A 14,837-nucleotide genomic window follows, 5' to 3' on the forward strand; every position below is an offset into this window, starting at 1 on the left:
GGGGAAAAGATGCAGGGGGGCAGGGAGCAGGGAGCAGGGGAGAAGACGCAGGGGAAAAGATGCAGGGGGGCAGGGAGCAGGGAGCAGGGGAGAAGACGCAGGGGAAAAGATGCAGGGGGGCAGGGAGCAGGGAGCAGGGGAGAAGACGCAGGGGAAAAGATGCAGGGGGGCAGGGAGCAGGGAGCAGGGGAGAAGACGCAGGGGAAAAGATGCAGGGGGGCAGGGAGCAGGGAGCAGGGGAGAAGACGCAGGGGAAAAGATGCAGGGGGGCAGGGAGCAGGGAGCAGGGGAGAAGACGCAGGGGAAAAGATGCAGGGGGGCAGGGAGCAGGGAGCAGGGGAGAAGACGCAGGGGAAAAGATGCAGGGGGGCAGGGAGCAGGGAGCAGGGGAGAAGACGCAGGGGAAAAGAGGCAGGGGGGCAGGGAGCAGGGAGCAGGGGAGAAGACGCAGGGGAAAAGATGCAGGGGGGCAGGGAGCAGGGAGCAGGGGAGAAGACGCAGGGGAAAAGAGGCAGGGGGGCAGGGAGCAGGGAGCAGGGGAGAAGACGCAGGGGGAGGGAATTAGCGTTTTAACAGCCAAGGTGTTGGGTTGTTGATAATAGTTACTAGAATGCTTAAAATGCGATTGTAGGCTCCATAAAGTTCTCTACCTGTTTCCACGTCTAAATAATTACATTTAACCGCGAACTTAAGCCAAGTTTGCGTTTCTGCTGCCTCGGACTCAGAATCACTTAGTTTAGCTACAAAAGCTGCTTCATAACGACGCTTTCTCCATGCTTCTGCAAGATTTGCACAAACAGAACGAGATGAACGACGAATTTGATCTATCAATGAATACTTCTCTTCTACAGGAAACTTCTTTGATAATTCAAAAATTTTCATGGCAACATCAAATGCCATTTTGTAAACTTCCAAGTCTTCATGACTTTTAATTGGTTCTTTTTCCATGTTCCCTGCTACTTTTTTTACCTATCTTACCCCCGCTCCCTGCCCCCCTGCCTCTTCTCCCCCCCCGCTCCCTACCCCCTTGCTTCTTCTCCCCCCTGCTCCCTGCCCCCTGCCCCCCTGCCTCTTATTGTGGTAACATCAGTGTCACGCAACCGTAAATGACTGTGGCTATAGCATTTAAATCTCATCAGGCATCAAAAAGACGTAGGCATTCAGTACATCCTCTTCAGCGCTTGCTTGACTACGGACACGAGTATCGGCAACAAATTTGGCTGGCTATTGTTTGTTCTATCCTGAATAAACTTTTTGATTTAGCACCACCAGCACTAATTGGAATTGCGGTGGATGTTGTAGTTCAGCAGCAGGATTCTATCATTGCTCAGTTCGGTGTTCAAGATGTCTTTGGGCAATTTTTGATTCTGTCTCTACTCACCGTGATTACTTGGATTTTAGAATCATTTTTTGAATATCGCTATAAGTTATTGTGGCGTAACTTAGCACAGAAGATTCAGCATAATTTGCGTTTGGATGCATATAAACACCTGCAAGAGTTGGAATTGGCTTATTTTGAGGAACGCAGCACAGGGGGGTTAATGTCTATCCTCAGTGATGATGTGAACCAATTAGAGCGGTTTTTGGATGTGGGCGCAAATGACATCATTCAAGTCACCACAACTGTGGTAATTATTGGCGGGGCATTTTTTGTTTTGGCTCCTAGTATAGCGTGGATGGCAATTTTGCCGATGCCGTTTATTCTCTGGGGTTCGGTAGCTTTTCAGAAGTTGCTAGCACCACGTTACGCTGATGTCCGCGAAAAGGTAGGTTTACTCAATGGACGTTTGTCTAATAATCTGAGTGGGATTACTACGATTAAGAGTTTCACGGCTGAGGAGTATGAAGCCGGACGTTTAGAGATAGAAAGTCTAGCTTATAAACAAAGTAACTCGAAAGCGATCGCACTATCTGCGGCTTTTATTCCGTTGATTCGGATGTTGATTTTAATCAGTTTTACAGCTTTACTCCTGTTTGGGGGAATGGAAGCAGTGGCTGGGAGAATGTCTGTAGGCGCTTACAGTGTATTAATATTTTTAATTCAGCGTTTACTTTGGCCTTTAACTAGGTTAGGCGATACCTTTGATTTATATCAACGGGCGATGGCTTCTACTAATCGGGTGATGAATTTATTAGACACTCCTTTTGCAATTCATCCCGGAAACATCGCTTTACCTGTGGATGCTGTGCGGGGGGAAGTGGAGTTTCACAATGTCAGTTTTGCTTATCAAGATAGATTACCAGTGATGGAAAATCTGTCTTTGCGAGTTCCATCCGGAAATACAATTGCGATTGTGGGTTCTACGGGTTCTGGTAAAAGTACTTTAGTTAAACTTTTATTGCGGTTGTATGAGGTGAAATCTGGTAAAATTACCGTAGATGGAATTGCATTACCAGATTTAAATTTGCGGGATTTGCGGCGCTGTATTGGTTTGGTGAGTCAGGATGTGTTTTTGTTTCATGGTACGGTGGCTGAGAATATTGCTTATGGCAGCTTTGAGGCTACAGATTCAGAGATAATGAAAGCGGCTACGGTGGCTGAGGCGCATGAATTTATTATGCAACTGCCCCAAGGTTATGAGACAATTGTGGGGGAACGTGGTCAAAAGTTATCTGGTGGACAACGACAAAGAATTGCGATCGCTCGTGCAGTCTTAAAGAATCCGCCGATTTTAATTTTAGATGAAGCTACCTCAGCAGTGGATAATGAAACGGAAGCGGCTATTCAGCGATCGCTTGACCGGATTACAGTAGATAGAACTACAATTGCGATCGCTCATCGTCTTTCTACTATCCGTAATGCTGATTGCATTTATGTGATGGAACATGGGAAGTTGATTGAGTCGGGGACTCATGAGGATTTGTTGGATAAAGATGGGGTTTATGCAGGTCTCTGGCGTGTGCAAAGTGGGGTAAGATAGGTGTCACGCAGAGGCGCAGAGACGCAGAGATTTTATGATGTTTGGAAGTAGTCAACCGGAGACAGGGAATAGCAAGTGGCGTGGTCAGTTGGATAGGTTTGTCAAGGAAAATCAGCGCGATTTGGCGGCGCTTTTTTGGGGGTTGTGGTTGGAAAATGGCAATAGTCAGGGTACTGTGGGAATTGATTTGCAGCCAACCCCACATTTTATTTATTGTCCTCAAGGGGCGATAGAAGATTTAAATAATAAGGTTGATAATCGGCTTCAGGAAATTTTGGGTATTGTTGATCATCATAAGCCGGAAATGGAAGTGGTGATGATTGGGATTGGTAAGGGTGAATTGAAGTTGATTCAGTTTGCGCCTGAACCTCTTCCTCCGGTTTGTTTTGAGGAGGTGGGGAAGGATATCAATGAATTATTGGATTTGTTGGAGGGGAGGATGAGTCAGATGGAGTTTTTTTAACGCAAAGGTTCGCTGAGGTTAGCGCAAAGGTTCGCTGAGGGGTTTTATTGTGAGGAAAAGAAGTTATTAAAGCTAACACCTGCTGGGATATCAGGTGGTAATTGCACTGTGATTTTACCGTCTTTTGTGACTGTGGCTATTGTTTCTATACTTTTCATACGTCTTCCTCGATTACGGCTAATACGGCTTTTGGTAATATTTTATCTTTGAACCAAACAATTTTGGCGGGGACGTTATCTAATTTTACTCCCGCTTTTTCTAAGTTTAATCTTTCGGAAATTGCTAAAATTAAATTGTCACAGCCGGAAGTCCGCACTTGATAAAATTTCTTTTGTAAATATTCTGGTCGCCAATAACCGACTATTTCTAATAAATAATCACGACCATCAGGATGGACTAACCGAAAATCGGGAATCATTACACTACCAGGAACCGGTAATAAATCCACTTCTCGCTCTAATACCCACTCGGTTTTAAGTGCATCCCATTTATCGGCAAAGGATGACTCTAGCATACTATCGTAAGGTTTACCCTTGGAATAGTGTGAGACTAAACCACATTCGGAATTGAGGGTAAATCTTCCCGTGTTCCAAGCTTTTGTGTAAGGATCACGAGTTTGCAACGTCGCAGAAAGACTCCATTTGGTGACATGAAGTAACGCGGGAATTAATTTGGCGATCGCCAGTCCATATCTTGTACTAGGATTAAATAAACTCGTCGGTCCATCAACGGTAATTGTAAACCCGTGGTCAGCATCTCCTTCAATATAAGCCATTAATTGAAACAACTTCAAATAACGAAACAACAGCTTATATTCCCCAGGAACATTACGATGAGCATTTAAAACTAACTTACTGGCTTTATAAAAAATTCCCTGTACCTGAGACAAATTATATCTATTTAATAAATCCACCGGACCAGGCGCATCAAAATTAGTTAAAATCTTATTTTCAGCCAAATCAGCATATAAACCATCGCGCACCTGTTCCAACAACACCTCACGTTCCAATTCTTGACTTAACTCATCAGCAATCTTCGTCAAAGTTACCTGAGTAGACTCCCCACTAGGAACCGACTTCGCCGCCAAAGCAAACACCCGTTCCCGTAACATAGGCGGTTCCAGAGGACTCACCACCTCAAAAGTACAAAAACTACTCTTAAGAATATAAGCCAAACCCCGCTTCACCCGATAATCAGTAGCATCACCTTCCAAATCCAAAAGTTGACGTTCCAACACCCCCTGAGACTTCCCCTTCGCCTCCTCAAAACAAGCAATCAACTCATTCCCCAACTCCATACTTTTGTGATCAATCTTCAACCTCTTCGGAATAATTTCCTCTCCGTTTTGGCGATGACTCAGTAAATCCGTCGGTAACATTCTTCTTATCCGTTGAATACTTAATCTCTACCTGTTCCGCAGCTTTAGGAGTACTACCCTTCCCACCCCCATAAACAACCTGCAAATTCCCCTTCTTCTCCCTCTTCCCTTCGTGTCCTTTGCGTCTTTGCGGTTCGTTTCTCCTCTCTTCCCCCCTACGTCGCGCCGAAGTCCCCTCCTCACTAGTATCCTCAGCCACCACCTCATACAAAATCGCCCGCTTATTAGCCACATTCCCCCTTCTCAAAACCCTACCCAAACGCTGAACATACTCCCTAGTAGAACCAGTCCCCGACAAAATAATCGCCACAGAAGCAGCAGGAACATCAACCCCCTCATTCAAAACATGAGAAGCCACCAAAGTATTATATTCCCCCTCCCGAAACTTAGTTAAAATTTCATGGCGTTCCTTCACAGGAGTTTGATGAGTAATCGCCGGAATTAATAATTTTTCAGAAATACTATAAACCGTCGCATTATCAGCCGTAAAAATTAAAATCCGTTCCGGGAAATGTTCCGCCAACAAATTAGCTAAAATTCTTAACTTACCATCAGTCCCCAAAGCAATGTTTTTCGCTTCCCGGTGTGCTAACATAGCCCTACGTCCAGCAGGCGATCGCGCACTCATTTTCACAAACATTTGCCAACCTTGAATACTCCCCAAAGAAATTTTAGATTGGCGTAAAAAATCGTTGCGAGTTTGAATTAATTGATTGTATCTTTCTCGCTCATTCTGTGATAACTTCACCTTAATTTGGACAATTTCGTGTTTAGCTAAAGCACCCCCCGCCAAATCCTCAGCTCGCTTGCGATACACTTCCGGACCAATGAGAATATTTAAATCAGCGTGTTTCCCATCAGTGCGTTCTGGTGTCGCTGATAATCCTAAACGATAAGGTGCGATCGCATACTCCGCAATTACCCGCCCAAAATCCGTAGGTAAATGATGACATTCATCGAAAACCAGCAAAGCATACTTATTTCCCAAGGTTTCCGCATGAATCGCCGCACTATCATAAGTAGCCACTAATATTGCAGTGCGATCGCGTGAACCTCCCCCCAACAAACCCACCTCAGCATCAGGAAACGCTGCTACCAAATGAGCATACCATTGATGCATCAAATCCAAAGTTGGAACCACAATTAAAGTAGTCCGGGGTGTCGCTTGCATCGCCATTTGCGCCAAATAAGTCTTTCCCGCCGCCGTAGGCAGCACCACAACCCCCTGTCTTCCCCCCAGCTTCCAAGCGGCTAGAGCCTCAATTTGGTGGGGATAAGGTTCCATTTCCATACTCGGAATTAAATCCACCGGATAAAATTCCTTAGCCTCATCCACAAAATAAACATCTTCAGCTTGTAGCGCTTCCACCAAAGCTCGATATCTCATCGCGGGAATGCGAAACTTTTCCACCCGATCATCCCAAGTAGCATAATCCATCCAACCCTTACCCCGTGGTGGTGGATGTAAAATTAATGTACCGCGATCAAATTTTAAAGTGGGTGTACGAGCCATTTAGGGATTTTCCAGAGATATATTCAGAAAATAAATTGTCAAATATTTGGATATATATAATATAGAATTTTCGGCGATTTATTCAAGTTTATTAACAAGTAACAATTGCTTATAATAACTTGTCACGAATACTTCCCAAGAGATAAAGTTTGAATAAAAGTACGAGATTCAGGAACATGGTAAAAAATTCTGCCTATACTTTCCATTGTTATAAAATCTAATGCTTTGCTCTGAAGGTCTTCTTCTCGAAGAGTTTGAAGATTTTTAGTACCGTAAAGTAATTGTTTTAATTCTCCTGGGTTCTTCCACGGTTTTTTGCCAATTAAGTCTTTTGCGGCAGCGATAAATATCTCAGTTGAGGGAAATGTCACAAGTGGAATTACTAAAGGTAAATCTTCGTGCTTATAACCTTGTATTGCCTTTACTCCATAAAATGTTTCTATTCCTCCTACTAATATTTTAGATATACTGAATCTCCAATCCTTAAAGTATTCATCAGGCGTAGTAAGCGTATGTTCACTATCAGCAGTGAGTAGTATGATATCTCGGTTACTAACTTCCGTAACTTCTTTTTCAAATTCGGCAAAAGCACCGTAAAGAGTATGTGTAACTGCATTTCTAAAATCGGCAGCTTGTTTACCTGTTAGATAGCAACCACTATTTAATTTTCCCACTTCTCTACAATATTTTTCTACTGGATCATGCAGTGTTTGCCTTTTTAATTCAAAATAGTTAAGAGTCACATTATTTTCATAACCATTAGATAGAATACATTCAGAAATTTTTCTAAAAATCGCCCTATCAGTAGCTCCATCTCCAATAATCCCTATATTTCTCTCTGGCATTACATTTTACCTAATTACCCAATTGTCCCGGAGTACCAAAGTTCTGCTAATTGATACTTTGGTATTTGTACTATCCGTTTCCCTGTAGTTTCATCATCTATTATCTCACCTTCTACAGTACCTATACCTACAAGTGTTTCCAGAGATGTATTTAGATTTCTGACATCACTTGTGCTATTACGTTTTTCTAAGCGAACTGTATAAACATGATCTAAGTAATTATGAAATTCACGTAAGACAGAGGGACTATGAGAAGTAATAATAAATTGAGATGTATATCCGTCTGAAGTTGGAGATGTCATTTGCCAAATCCAATGCATTAGTTCTTGAATATTCCCAGGATTTACACCATTTTCAATTTCTTCTAAAAGTATTAAACTTGGTGGTCTATAAAGAGAAGCTAGAAGACTAATAGCCGCCGCTTTCATAAATCCATCTGAAACCGAATCTGGAGTGAACTCCTCTACAGTGGTTTTTCTGCCAAAATCAAACTCCCAAACCAGTTTAGAAATTTTTTCATTATAGCGAACACCTTGAAAATTATTTTCAAATCTCCTCATTAACGCTGTAAATCTTGTAAATGTCCGTTCCTCTTTTTCTTTAATATATTTAACAACTGCTTGCAGTCCCAGCCCTGTACTACCTAATTCAGCAGGAATTTTAATATAATCACTTTTTCCTATTTCATGAGGAGCATCATCAAGATTCCCCATTTGCTCATCTTTAACTAAACCTTTGAGAAAAGCAGGTTGAAAGTGATAACTATATGTATTGGCAAAATCTCCAAAAAACTCTTTACACAATTGTTTTTCTGCTGTTTGCAAAGATGCATTGTCTTCAAGGTCTTGCCTTAAAGCCATTAAGTTAGTTGACTGGTCATGTCCACTGGTAATTATCTTTTCATCTGCACTATCTAGCCTTATTGTTATTTTTTCTTTGCAGCTAGCAGATTCTGGAAAATGCCTATTTTCATATAATTCCATTTCATAGATAATACTTCCCTTTAAGTTATTCCAAGTTATTATAAATCCCATTGGTTCATTATCAGCAGCTAGCCTATAACGATGAGGATATAAGTCTCTATGAACATTAACTGTTTTATTAATATTTCCAGGACGACCTCTTCTTACTAGCCTACAAAAGTGTTGTATCCCTGTTAAAAGGTTAGACTTGCCTGAATTATTATTACCAATCAGCAAGGTTACTGGATGAAGCTCTACAGTAGTCAGTTTATGCGTTTTAAAGTTTTTAAGTGTAACTTGTTTAAACATAATTTTTTTTTAGTGATGACCAAAATTTTACATTGCTACTCTTAAAAATACAACTGTTTCACTTGTTTGCTGACTTAAAGCATTAATCTTTTTAGCGATCGCTTGCAACATAAATTTTTCAGTCGAAACTCCCTGAATACTTGCCCATTGTTCAATTTTTTGTTGGAGTTGAGAAGGAAAATTCATATTTTTAACCTAATCCGGTGACAGTCTCCGCAAAACCTGCTTAAACACCATCGCCACCCAATCAACATCAGCCTCCGTAGTATCACGCCCCAAAGTCAAGCGCACCCCACCCAAAGCAGCTGATTCTGGATAACCCATAGCTAAGAGTATAGGACTAGGGCTAAGTTTACCACTGTGACAGGCAGAACCGGCACTAATACCAATACCAGCTAAATTCATTTGTCGGACTAAGGCTTTACCACTGATTTTTTTACCATCAGCGTGTTCTAAACAGAAACTCACATGATGAGGTAAGCGATGATCGCGATCGCCTGTGGGAATTAAACCCGGAATATCTGCTAAGTTAGCAAATAGGCGATCGCGCAACTTCATTAACCGGGGGATTTCCCTCAGTAATTCTACGGCAGCAAATTCCGCAGCAATTCCAAAACCAGCGATCGCAGGTACGGCTTGAGTGCCAGAACGCAATCCCATTTCTTGTCCCCCACCACCCAACAAAGGCACTAATTCGATATTCGGACGCACATACAGCGCCCCAGCCCCTTGAGGACCATATATTTTATGACTGGAAAGACTGAGTAAATCTACTGGCATTTTCTGCACATCTATGGGTACACGTCCCGCAGCTTGGACTGCATCTGTGTGAAATAAAACACCATGTTTTTGGGTAATATTTCCCAGTTCTATAATTGGTTGGATAGTACCGATTTCACTTTGTCCGTAAATCACCGAAACTAAAACAGTGTTATTTTGCAAAGCTGCTGTTAAATCCTGGGGGTTAATTCTACCTTTAGTATCTACACCCAAGCGTGTGACTTCCCAACCCCACATTTCCAACAACCGCGCTGGTTCCGAAATAGCCGAATGTTCCACCTGGGAAATAATTATGTGTTGCGGTACAGTGTATAATCTGGCAATGCCCATAATGGCTAAATTATTGGCTTCTGTACCACCAGCAGTAAAAACTATAGATTCTGGATGAGCCGCATGAATTAAACCTGCAACTTGGATTCTGGCTTGTTCGACAATTGTGGCGGCGCGTTGTCCCCACTCATGTAAACTAGAAGGATTGCCCCATTGTTGATTCAGGACTGTCTGTATAGCTGCGATCGCTTCTGGACGAGTGGGAGTAGTGGCGCTGTAATCTAAATATATTTGCATATTATCAATAATTCTGTGAAAAAACCTGAAGACTTCTGTATTAAGAGGTGGATTTGATTATCTGTGGATATAGTATAAATGTGTTCATCCCCAATCCACTTTTAGCAAATTACCGTGCAGATTTTTCCACCAAGAAAATATTTCCTGATTTTTTTTCTGATTTTCGCCATTGCTTGTCAAAAAGCCCAACCCCAAAATCAGCTTTTAGCAGCTTTACCACAAGATTCCTTAGTTCAAGTTTATTTTAACCATTCTCAGGCTTCAGAATACAAAGAACCTTACCGCCAGCAAACTCGCCTGGGGGATAACTTAGAACAACAGATTATTGATGCTATTTCTCAAGCTCAAAGCACAGTGGATGTAGCCATTCAAGAATTACGTTTACCTAAAATTTCCCAAGCACTAGCCCAGAGACAAAAAGCGGGTGTGAAAGTGAGGGTAATTTTAGAAGATAATTACAGTCGCCCTTTGAGTAGTTTAACACCTGCGGAAGTTCAAAAGTTAACGCCTAGAGAACAAGCCCGTTATCAAGAATTTCGTAATTTTGTAGACTTGAACCAAGATAATCAACTCAGCCCCGAAGAAATTAATCAACGAGATGCTTTAATAATTTTAAATAATGCCAAAATTCCTTGGATAGATGACCGGGCTGATGGTTCAGCCGGTAGTAATTTAATGCATCACAAATTTGTGATTGTGGATAATCGTTGGGTAATTAAAACTTCGGCTAATTTTACTTTGAGTGATATTCACGGCGATTATACAAATCTTAGCAGTTTAGGCAATGCCAATAATTTTTTAAAGATTGATAGCCCAGAATTAGCTGTTTTATTTACTGAGGAGTTTAATATTATGTGGGGTGATGGCCCAGGAGGTAAGCCAGATAGTAGATTTGGGTTGCAAAAACCGATGCGAGCGCCTCAAAATATCACATTAGGTGACACCAAAATAACAGTCCATTTTTCGCCTACTTCCTCCACCCAACCTTGGAATAAATCTAGCAATGGTTTAATGGGAGAAACTTTAAAATCCGCAACTAAATCTATTGATATGGCGTTGTTTGTTTTTTCTGAACAGCGTTTAGCTAATATTATTAAAACCCGCCATCAAAAAAATGTTTCTATCCGGGCTTTGATTGATTCACAATTTGCTTATCGTTACTATAGTGACGCTATGGATATGATGGGAGTAGCGCTGAGTAATAATTGTAAATATGAACTAGATAATAATCCTTGGCAAAATCCCCTAACTACTGTGGGTGTACCTACCTTAGCTAGAGGTGATTTATTGCATCATAAATTTGGCGTAATTGATCAACAAACAGTAATTACAGGTTCTCATAATTGGTCAAAAGCTGCCAATCATGGTAATGATGAAACAGTATTAATAGTGGAAAATCCGACCATTGCCGCCCATTATGTGCGAGAATTTAACCGTCTTTATGCTGATGCTAAACTTGGTGTACCGCTATCAGTTCAACAAAAAATTTCCGCAGAAGAAAAACAATGTCCTCAGATAATCAGTCAGACATCTAGCAAGTTTCTAGAAATTAAACCCGTAAATATCAATACTGCGACTCTAGAAGAATTGGTAACTCTTCCGGGAATAGGTGAGCAATTAGCCCAAAAAATTATAATTGCTCGTCAGCAGCAAAAGTTTACATCTCTAGCAGATTTAACCAGAGTATCAGGAATTAGCACTAAGAGTACAGAAAAATGGCGCGATCGCATTATTTGGTAAAAATCTTGACTAGGAATTAAGTTTTGGCAGTAGCGCTCAAGGTATACTTTTCCAGCCTGGGTGCGAAATCACAAACATAATCCCATGAATCAGCAACATCTTGGGACATTTCTGACAGCAGATGTCTTGATATACTCATTCTTACCTTAAGCCTGTAAGCCTCTGATTTGTGAGAACTTCAGCAAATCAACACACAATCTTCATAAACAGAAAATTGTGTGTTGGGTCTATATATCCGAAAATACGCTAAAATACTTGATATATCCAAGTCTAAGACATTTTTTCATCTAGCTTGATTATGTATTTTTTATATAAACATTCAGTGTACTAGTAGCAAAAATATAGATTCACCAGTATTGTGTGATATGCCCTGGTGAAGCTATTAGTTAGTGAAATAAAAAAACTAAGTATGACTGTCATCAAGTTAAAATCTCTAAGGTATTGTAAAAAGTCAGACAAGTGGAAATTATTCAGGAATTTATCTGATTTCAGTACGTGCGATCGCTGCTGAACATTTAGTTTTACCTTGTCACCACCTAGAAGTGGTGCTTAATTTCACGGGAAACTAGGCCAAAACCTTTGAGATGTACTTCCATAGTTAAAGTTCACAGTTATTGGGGAGAAAATTACAATGAACTCATTGACCAAATTTTTGTCACACAGCACATTCACATTAGTCGGTTTAGGTATAGCCACAGTTCCCGCTCACGCCCTTACAGTTAATACAACTGACGAGGCTAACGCTTTAGTTAACCAAATTGTGGGCAGTGGTATCACTTTTTCCAATGCTACATACACAGGCGCACCTGCTGCTTCTGGTATTTTCACCAACGGCTTATCTTCAGGAATAGGCATAGGTAATGGTATAATTCTCACCAGTGGTGACGCTAACCTGGCAGTCGGACCAAATAACGCTGGAAGCGCAGGAGAAAGCAACGGTTTACCAGGAGATGCTGACTTAGACAGCTTAATTCCTGGAAATACTTTAGATGCCTCTGTTCTGGAATTTGATTTTGTCTCAGACAGTGGGAATCTCTTCTTCAACTACGTTTTTGCATCAGAAGAATACCCCGAATTTGTGAATAGTCCTTTCAATGATGTATTTGCTTTCTTCTTGAATGGGCAAAATCTTGCCTTAATTCCTGGAACTACCACCCCAGTTTCCATCAATACTGTTAATGGTGGCAACCCAATAGGTACTGACGCTACCAACCCTCAGTTTTTCATCGACAACAGCACAGGCGCTTTCAATATTGAATATGATGGTTTTACCACAATATTCACTGCTCAAGCCACAGGATTAGTTCCTGGTAGTACCAATACAATTAAATTGGCAATTGCAGATACATCTGATACTGCTTTGGATTCGGCTGTGTTTTTTGAAGGTGGTACTTTCGCAGCAGAGCCAACACCAACACCAGTACTTTCTCCAGTCGCCTCTGTTCCTGAACCAACCACTATCTTGGGTCTGTTGGCATTCGGTGCTTTTGGTGCTGCTACCGGGTTGAAGCGCAAACAACAATACAAAACTATTGCTCCAGTATAATCCATTACCCATTTAATTGAAAAACGTTTGGACTGCCATTGAAAGACACGGCAGTTTTTTATTTTGAGGTTTCCCAAACAGGGACATCATATCACCTACTCCCCACGGACCACAGACCACGGACCACTCCCCACTCCTTTTTTAAGGAATTACTAAGGGAGTTGTGTCCCCCTCCAGTGCTAGAGTGTAAGATGACATTGCATAATCTTATGTCTTCCCAGAACCTATCTGAAATATAGCTACAAATATTAGGCGCAGCATGGTAACAACAGCAGAAAAAACAAACATTGGCTACATTACCCAAATCATTGGCCCAGTTGTAGACGTTAAATTTGCCGGTGGAAAACTACCCCAAATCTACAACGCTTTGACCATCAAAGGCAGCAATGAAGCTGGACAGGAAATCAAACTCACCGTTGAAGTGCAGCAGTTGCTGGGCGACAACCAAGTGCGAACTGTGGCGATGAGTTCCACTGACGGCTTAATCCGTGGTCTGGAAGTGGTTGATACAGGCGCTCCCATCAGCGTCCCAGTTGGTAAAGTTACCTTGGGACGGATTTTCAACGTTCTAGGCGAACCCGTAGACAATCAAGGGCCTGTGAATGCGGAACAAACCTTACCCATTCACCGCCCTTCTCCTAAATTCACTGACCTGGAAACCAAACCTTCAGTGTTTGAAACTGGGATTAAAGTTGTTGACCTTCTCACCCCCTATCGACGTGGTGGTAAAATTGGTCTGTTCGGCGGTGCTGGTGTTGGTAAAACCGTCATCATGATGGAATTGATTAACAACATCGCTACACAACACGGTGGCGTGTCTGTGTTTGCTGGCGTGGGTGAGCGCACCCGTGAAGGTAATGACCTTTACAACGAAATGATGGAATCTGGGGTAATCAACAAAGATAACCTCAACGAATCCAAAATTGCCTTAGTTTATGGTCAAATGAACGAGCCACCCGGAGCCAGAATGCGGGTTGGTCTGTCAGGCTTGACTATGGCTGAGTACTTCCGTGATGTGAGTAAGCAGGACGTATTGCTGTTTGTTGACAACATCTTCCGGTTTGTCCAAGCAGGTTCTGAAGTATCAGCACTGTTGGGTCGGATGCCTTCTGCTGTAGGATATCAGCCTACACTAGGAACCGACGTGGGTGCATTACAAGAACGGATTACCTCCACAACAGAGGGTTCCATTACTTCGATTCAAGCTGTATATGTACCTGCGGATGACTTAACTGACCCCGCACCTGCAACTACCTTTGCTCACTTGGATGGAACCACAGTATTATCTCGTGGTTTGGCTTCTAAGGGTATTTATCCCGCAGTTGACCCACTAGGTTCTACCTCGACCATGTTGCAGCCGGAAATTGTCGGTGATGATCACTACAGTACTGCTCGTGCTGTACAATCAACTCTGCAACGTTACAAAGAACTTCAGGACATTATCGCCATTCTCGGTCTCGATGAATTGTCTGAAGAAGACCGTCTGATCGTAGCACGGGCGCGGAAGGTTGAACGCTTCTTGTCTCAGCCTTTCTTCGTAGCGGAAGTATTTACCGGTTCTCCTGGTAAGTATGTGAAGTTGGAAGACACCATTAAGGGCTTCAAAATGATTCTGTCTGGTGAATTGGATGAATTACCAGAGCAAGCTTTTTACTTGGTAGGCGATATTAACGAAGCGATCGCTAAAGCTGAGAAGATGAAAGGATAGGCTCAGTGAACAGTTATCAGTGAACAGTGATCAGAAAAAAAGTGATAACTGTTCATTGATAATTCAATGACCGATAACTGATAACTGACAACTGACAACTGAAAA

12 protein-coding genes are annotated in these 14,837 nt (G+C 42.0%); 5 read left to right on the top strand and 7 right to left on the bottom strand.

Annotated elements, in window-relative coordinates; all coding sequences use genetic code 11:
• Window positions 1-561: 561 nt before the first annotated feature.
• Entirely contained in the window at window positions 562-948 is a 387-nt protein-coding gene (locus NSP_RS16470) for a four helix bundle protein (RefSeq protein WP_006195159.1), read from the bottom strand.
• A gap of 158 nt (window positions 949-1,106) precedes the next feature.
• Here NSP_RS16470 and NSP_RS16475 point away from each other — a divergent pair, with 158 nt between their 5' ends.
• Both NSP_RS16475 and ccmS read left to right on the top strand, forming a co-directional pair.
• On the top strand, window positions 1,107-2,921 hold the full coding sequence (locus NSP_RS16475; protein WP_006195158.1) for an ABC transporter ATP-binding protein: 1,815 nt from the start codon (window positions 1,107-1,109) through the stop codon (window positions 2,919-2,921).
• Window positions 2,922-2,955: 34 nt separating this feature from the next.
• Entirely contained in the window at window positions 2,956-3,384 is a 429-nt protein-coding gene (ccmS, locus tag NSP_RS16480; protein WP_006195157.1) for a beta-carboxysome assembly chaperone CcmS, read from the top strand.
• A gap of 154 nt (window positions 3,385-3,538) precedes the next feature.
• On the opposite strand, the gene NSP_RS16485 is transcribed toward ccmS, so the two are convergent.
• From NSP_RS16485 to NSP_RS16505, 6 genes are all read right to left on the bottom strand, one after another.
• Entirely contained in the window at window positions 3,539-4,762 is a 1,224-nt protein-coding gene (locus NSP_RS16485) for a DUF790 family protein (RefSeq protein WP_042201828.1), read from the bottom strand.
• A complete protein-coding gene (locus tag NSP_RS16490; protein ID WP_006195154.1) occupies window positions 4,692-6,275 on the bottom strand; it encodes a DEAD/DEAH box helicase family protein in 1,584 nt (527 codons plus the stop codon). Before NSP_RS16490 ends, NSP_RS16485 begins: the two co-directional genes overlap by 71 nt.
• Window positions 6,276-6,397: 122 nt before the next feature.
• Window positions 6,398-7,120 carry a hypothetical protein gene (locus tag NSP_RS16495; protein ID WP_006195153.1) on the bottom strand — a complete coding sequence of 241 codons (723 nt, stop codon included), beginning with the start codon at window positions 7,118-7,120 and terminating at the stop codon, window positions 6,398-6,400.
• Between the two features lie 14 nt (window positions 7,121-7,134).
• The gene (locus NSP_RS16500; RefSeq protein WP_006195152.1) at window positions 7,135-8,391 is read right to left on the bottom strand and encodes an AAA family ATPase; all 1,257 of its coding nucleotides are present in this window, start codon (window positions 8,389-8,391) and stop codon (window positions 7,135-7,137) included.
• A 27-nt stretch (window positions 8,392-8,418) separates the two neighbouring features.
• Window positions 8,419-8,577: a hypothetical protein gene (locus NSP_RS26365; protein WP_006195151.1), complete on the bottom strand. Its 159-nt coding sequence runs from the start codon at window positions 8,575-8,577 to the stop codon at window positions 8,419-8,421.
• Between the two features lie 9 nt (window positions 8,578-8,586).
• On the bottom strand, window positions 8,587-9,738 hold the full coding sequence (locus NSP_RS16505) for a cysteine desulfurase family protein (RefSeq protein ID WP_006195150.1): 1,152 nt from the start codon (window positions 9,736-9,738) through the stop codon (window positions 8,587-8,589).
• 114 nt (window positions 9,739-9,852) lie between these two features.
• Here NSP_RS16505 and NSP_RS16510 point away from each other — a divergent pair, with 114 nt between their 5' ends.
• From NSP_RS16510 to atpD, 3 genes are all read left to right on the top strand, one after another.
• Window positions 9,853-11,478 carry a DUF655 domain-containing protein gene (locus NSP_RS16510; RefSeq protein WP_006195149.1) on the top strand — a complete coding sequence of 542 codons (1,626 nt, stop codon included), beginning with the start codon at window positions 9,853-9,855 and terminating at the stop codon, window positions 11,476-11,478.
• Between the two features lie 631 nt (window positions 11,479-12,109).
• The gene (locus tag NSP_RS16515) at window positions 12,110-13,024 is read left to right on the top strand and encodes a choice-of-anchor L family PEP-CTERM protein (protein ID WP_006195148.1); all 915 of its coding nucleotides are present in this window, start codon (window positions 12,110-12,112) and stop codon (window positions 13,022-13,024) included.
• Window positions 13,025-13,283: 259 nt separating this feature from the next.
• Window positions 13,284-14,732, top strand: a complete 1,449-nt coding sequence (gene atpD / locus NSP_RS16520; protein WP_006195147.1) for a F0F1 ATP synthase subunit beta — start codon at window positions 13,284-13,286, stop codon at window positions 14,730-14,732.
• Window positions 14,733-14,837 lie beyond the last annotated feature (105 nt).

The sequence above is a fragment of the Nodularia spumigena CCY9414 genome, from assembly GCF_000340565.2.
Classification (GTDB): domain Bacteria; phylum Cyanobacteriota; class Cyanobacteriia; order Cyanobacteriales; family Nostocaceae; genus Nodularia; species Nodularia spumigena.

Coding starts and splice junctions, on each gene's coding strand:
- NSP_RS16470 (WP_006195159.1), bottom strand. CDS start 948: ATGGAAAAAGAACCAATTAAAAGTCATGAAGACTTGGAAGTTTACAAA.
- NSP_RS16475 (WP_006195158.1), top strand. CDS start 1,107: ATGACTGTGGCTATAGCATTTAAATCTCATCAGGCATCAAAAAGACGT.
- ccmS (WP_006195157.1), top strand. CDS start 2,956: ATGATGTTTGGAAGTAGTCAACCGGAGACAGGGAATAGCAAGTGGCGT.
- NSP_RS16485 (WP_042201828.1), bottom strand. CDS start 4,762: ATGTTACCGACGGATTTACTGAGTCATCGCCAAAACGGAGAGGAAATT.
- NSP_RS16490 (WP_006195154.1), bottom strand. CDS start 6,275: ATGGCTCGTACACCCACTTTAAAATTTGATCGCGGTACATTAATTTTA.
- NSP_RS16495 (WP_006195153.1), bottom strand. CDS start 7,120: ATGCCAGAGAGAAATATAGGGATTATTGGAGATGGAGCTACTGATAGG.
- NSP_RS16500 (WP_006195152.1), bottom strand. CDS start 8,391: ATGTTTAAACAAGTTACACTTAAAAACTTTAAAACGCATAAACTGACT.
- NSP_RS26365 (WP_006195151.1), bottom strand. CDS start 8,577: ATGAATTTTCCTTCTCAACTCCAACAAAAAATTGAACAATGGGCAAGT.
- NSP_RS16505 (WP_006195150.1), bottom strand. CDS start 9,738: ATGCAAATATATTTAGATTACAGCGCCACTACTCCCACTCGTCCAGAA.
- NSP_RS16515 (WP_006195148.1), top strand. CDS start 12,110: ATGAACTCATTGACCAAATTTTTGTCACACAGCACATTCACATTAGTC.
- atpD (WP_006195147.1), top strand. CDS start 13,284: ATGGTAACAACAGCAGAAAAAACAAACATTGGCTACATTACCCAAATC.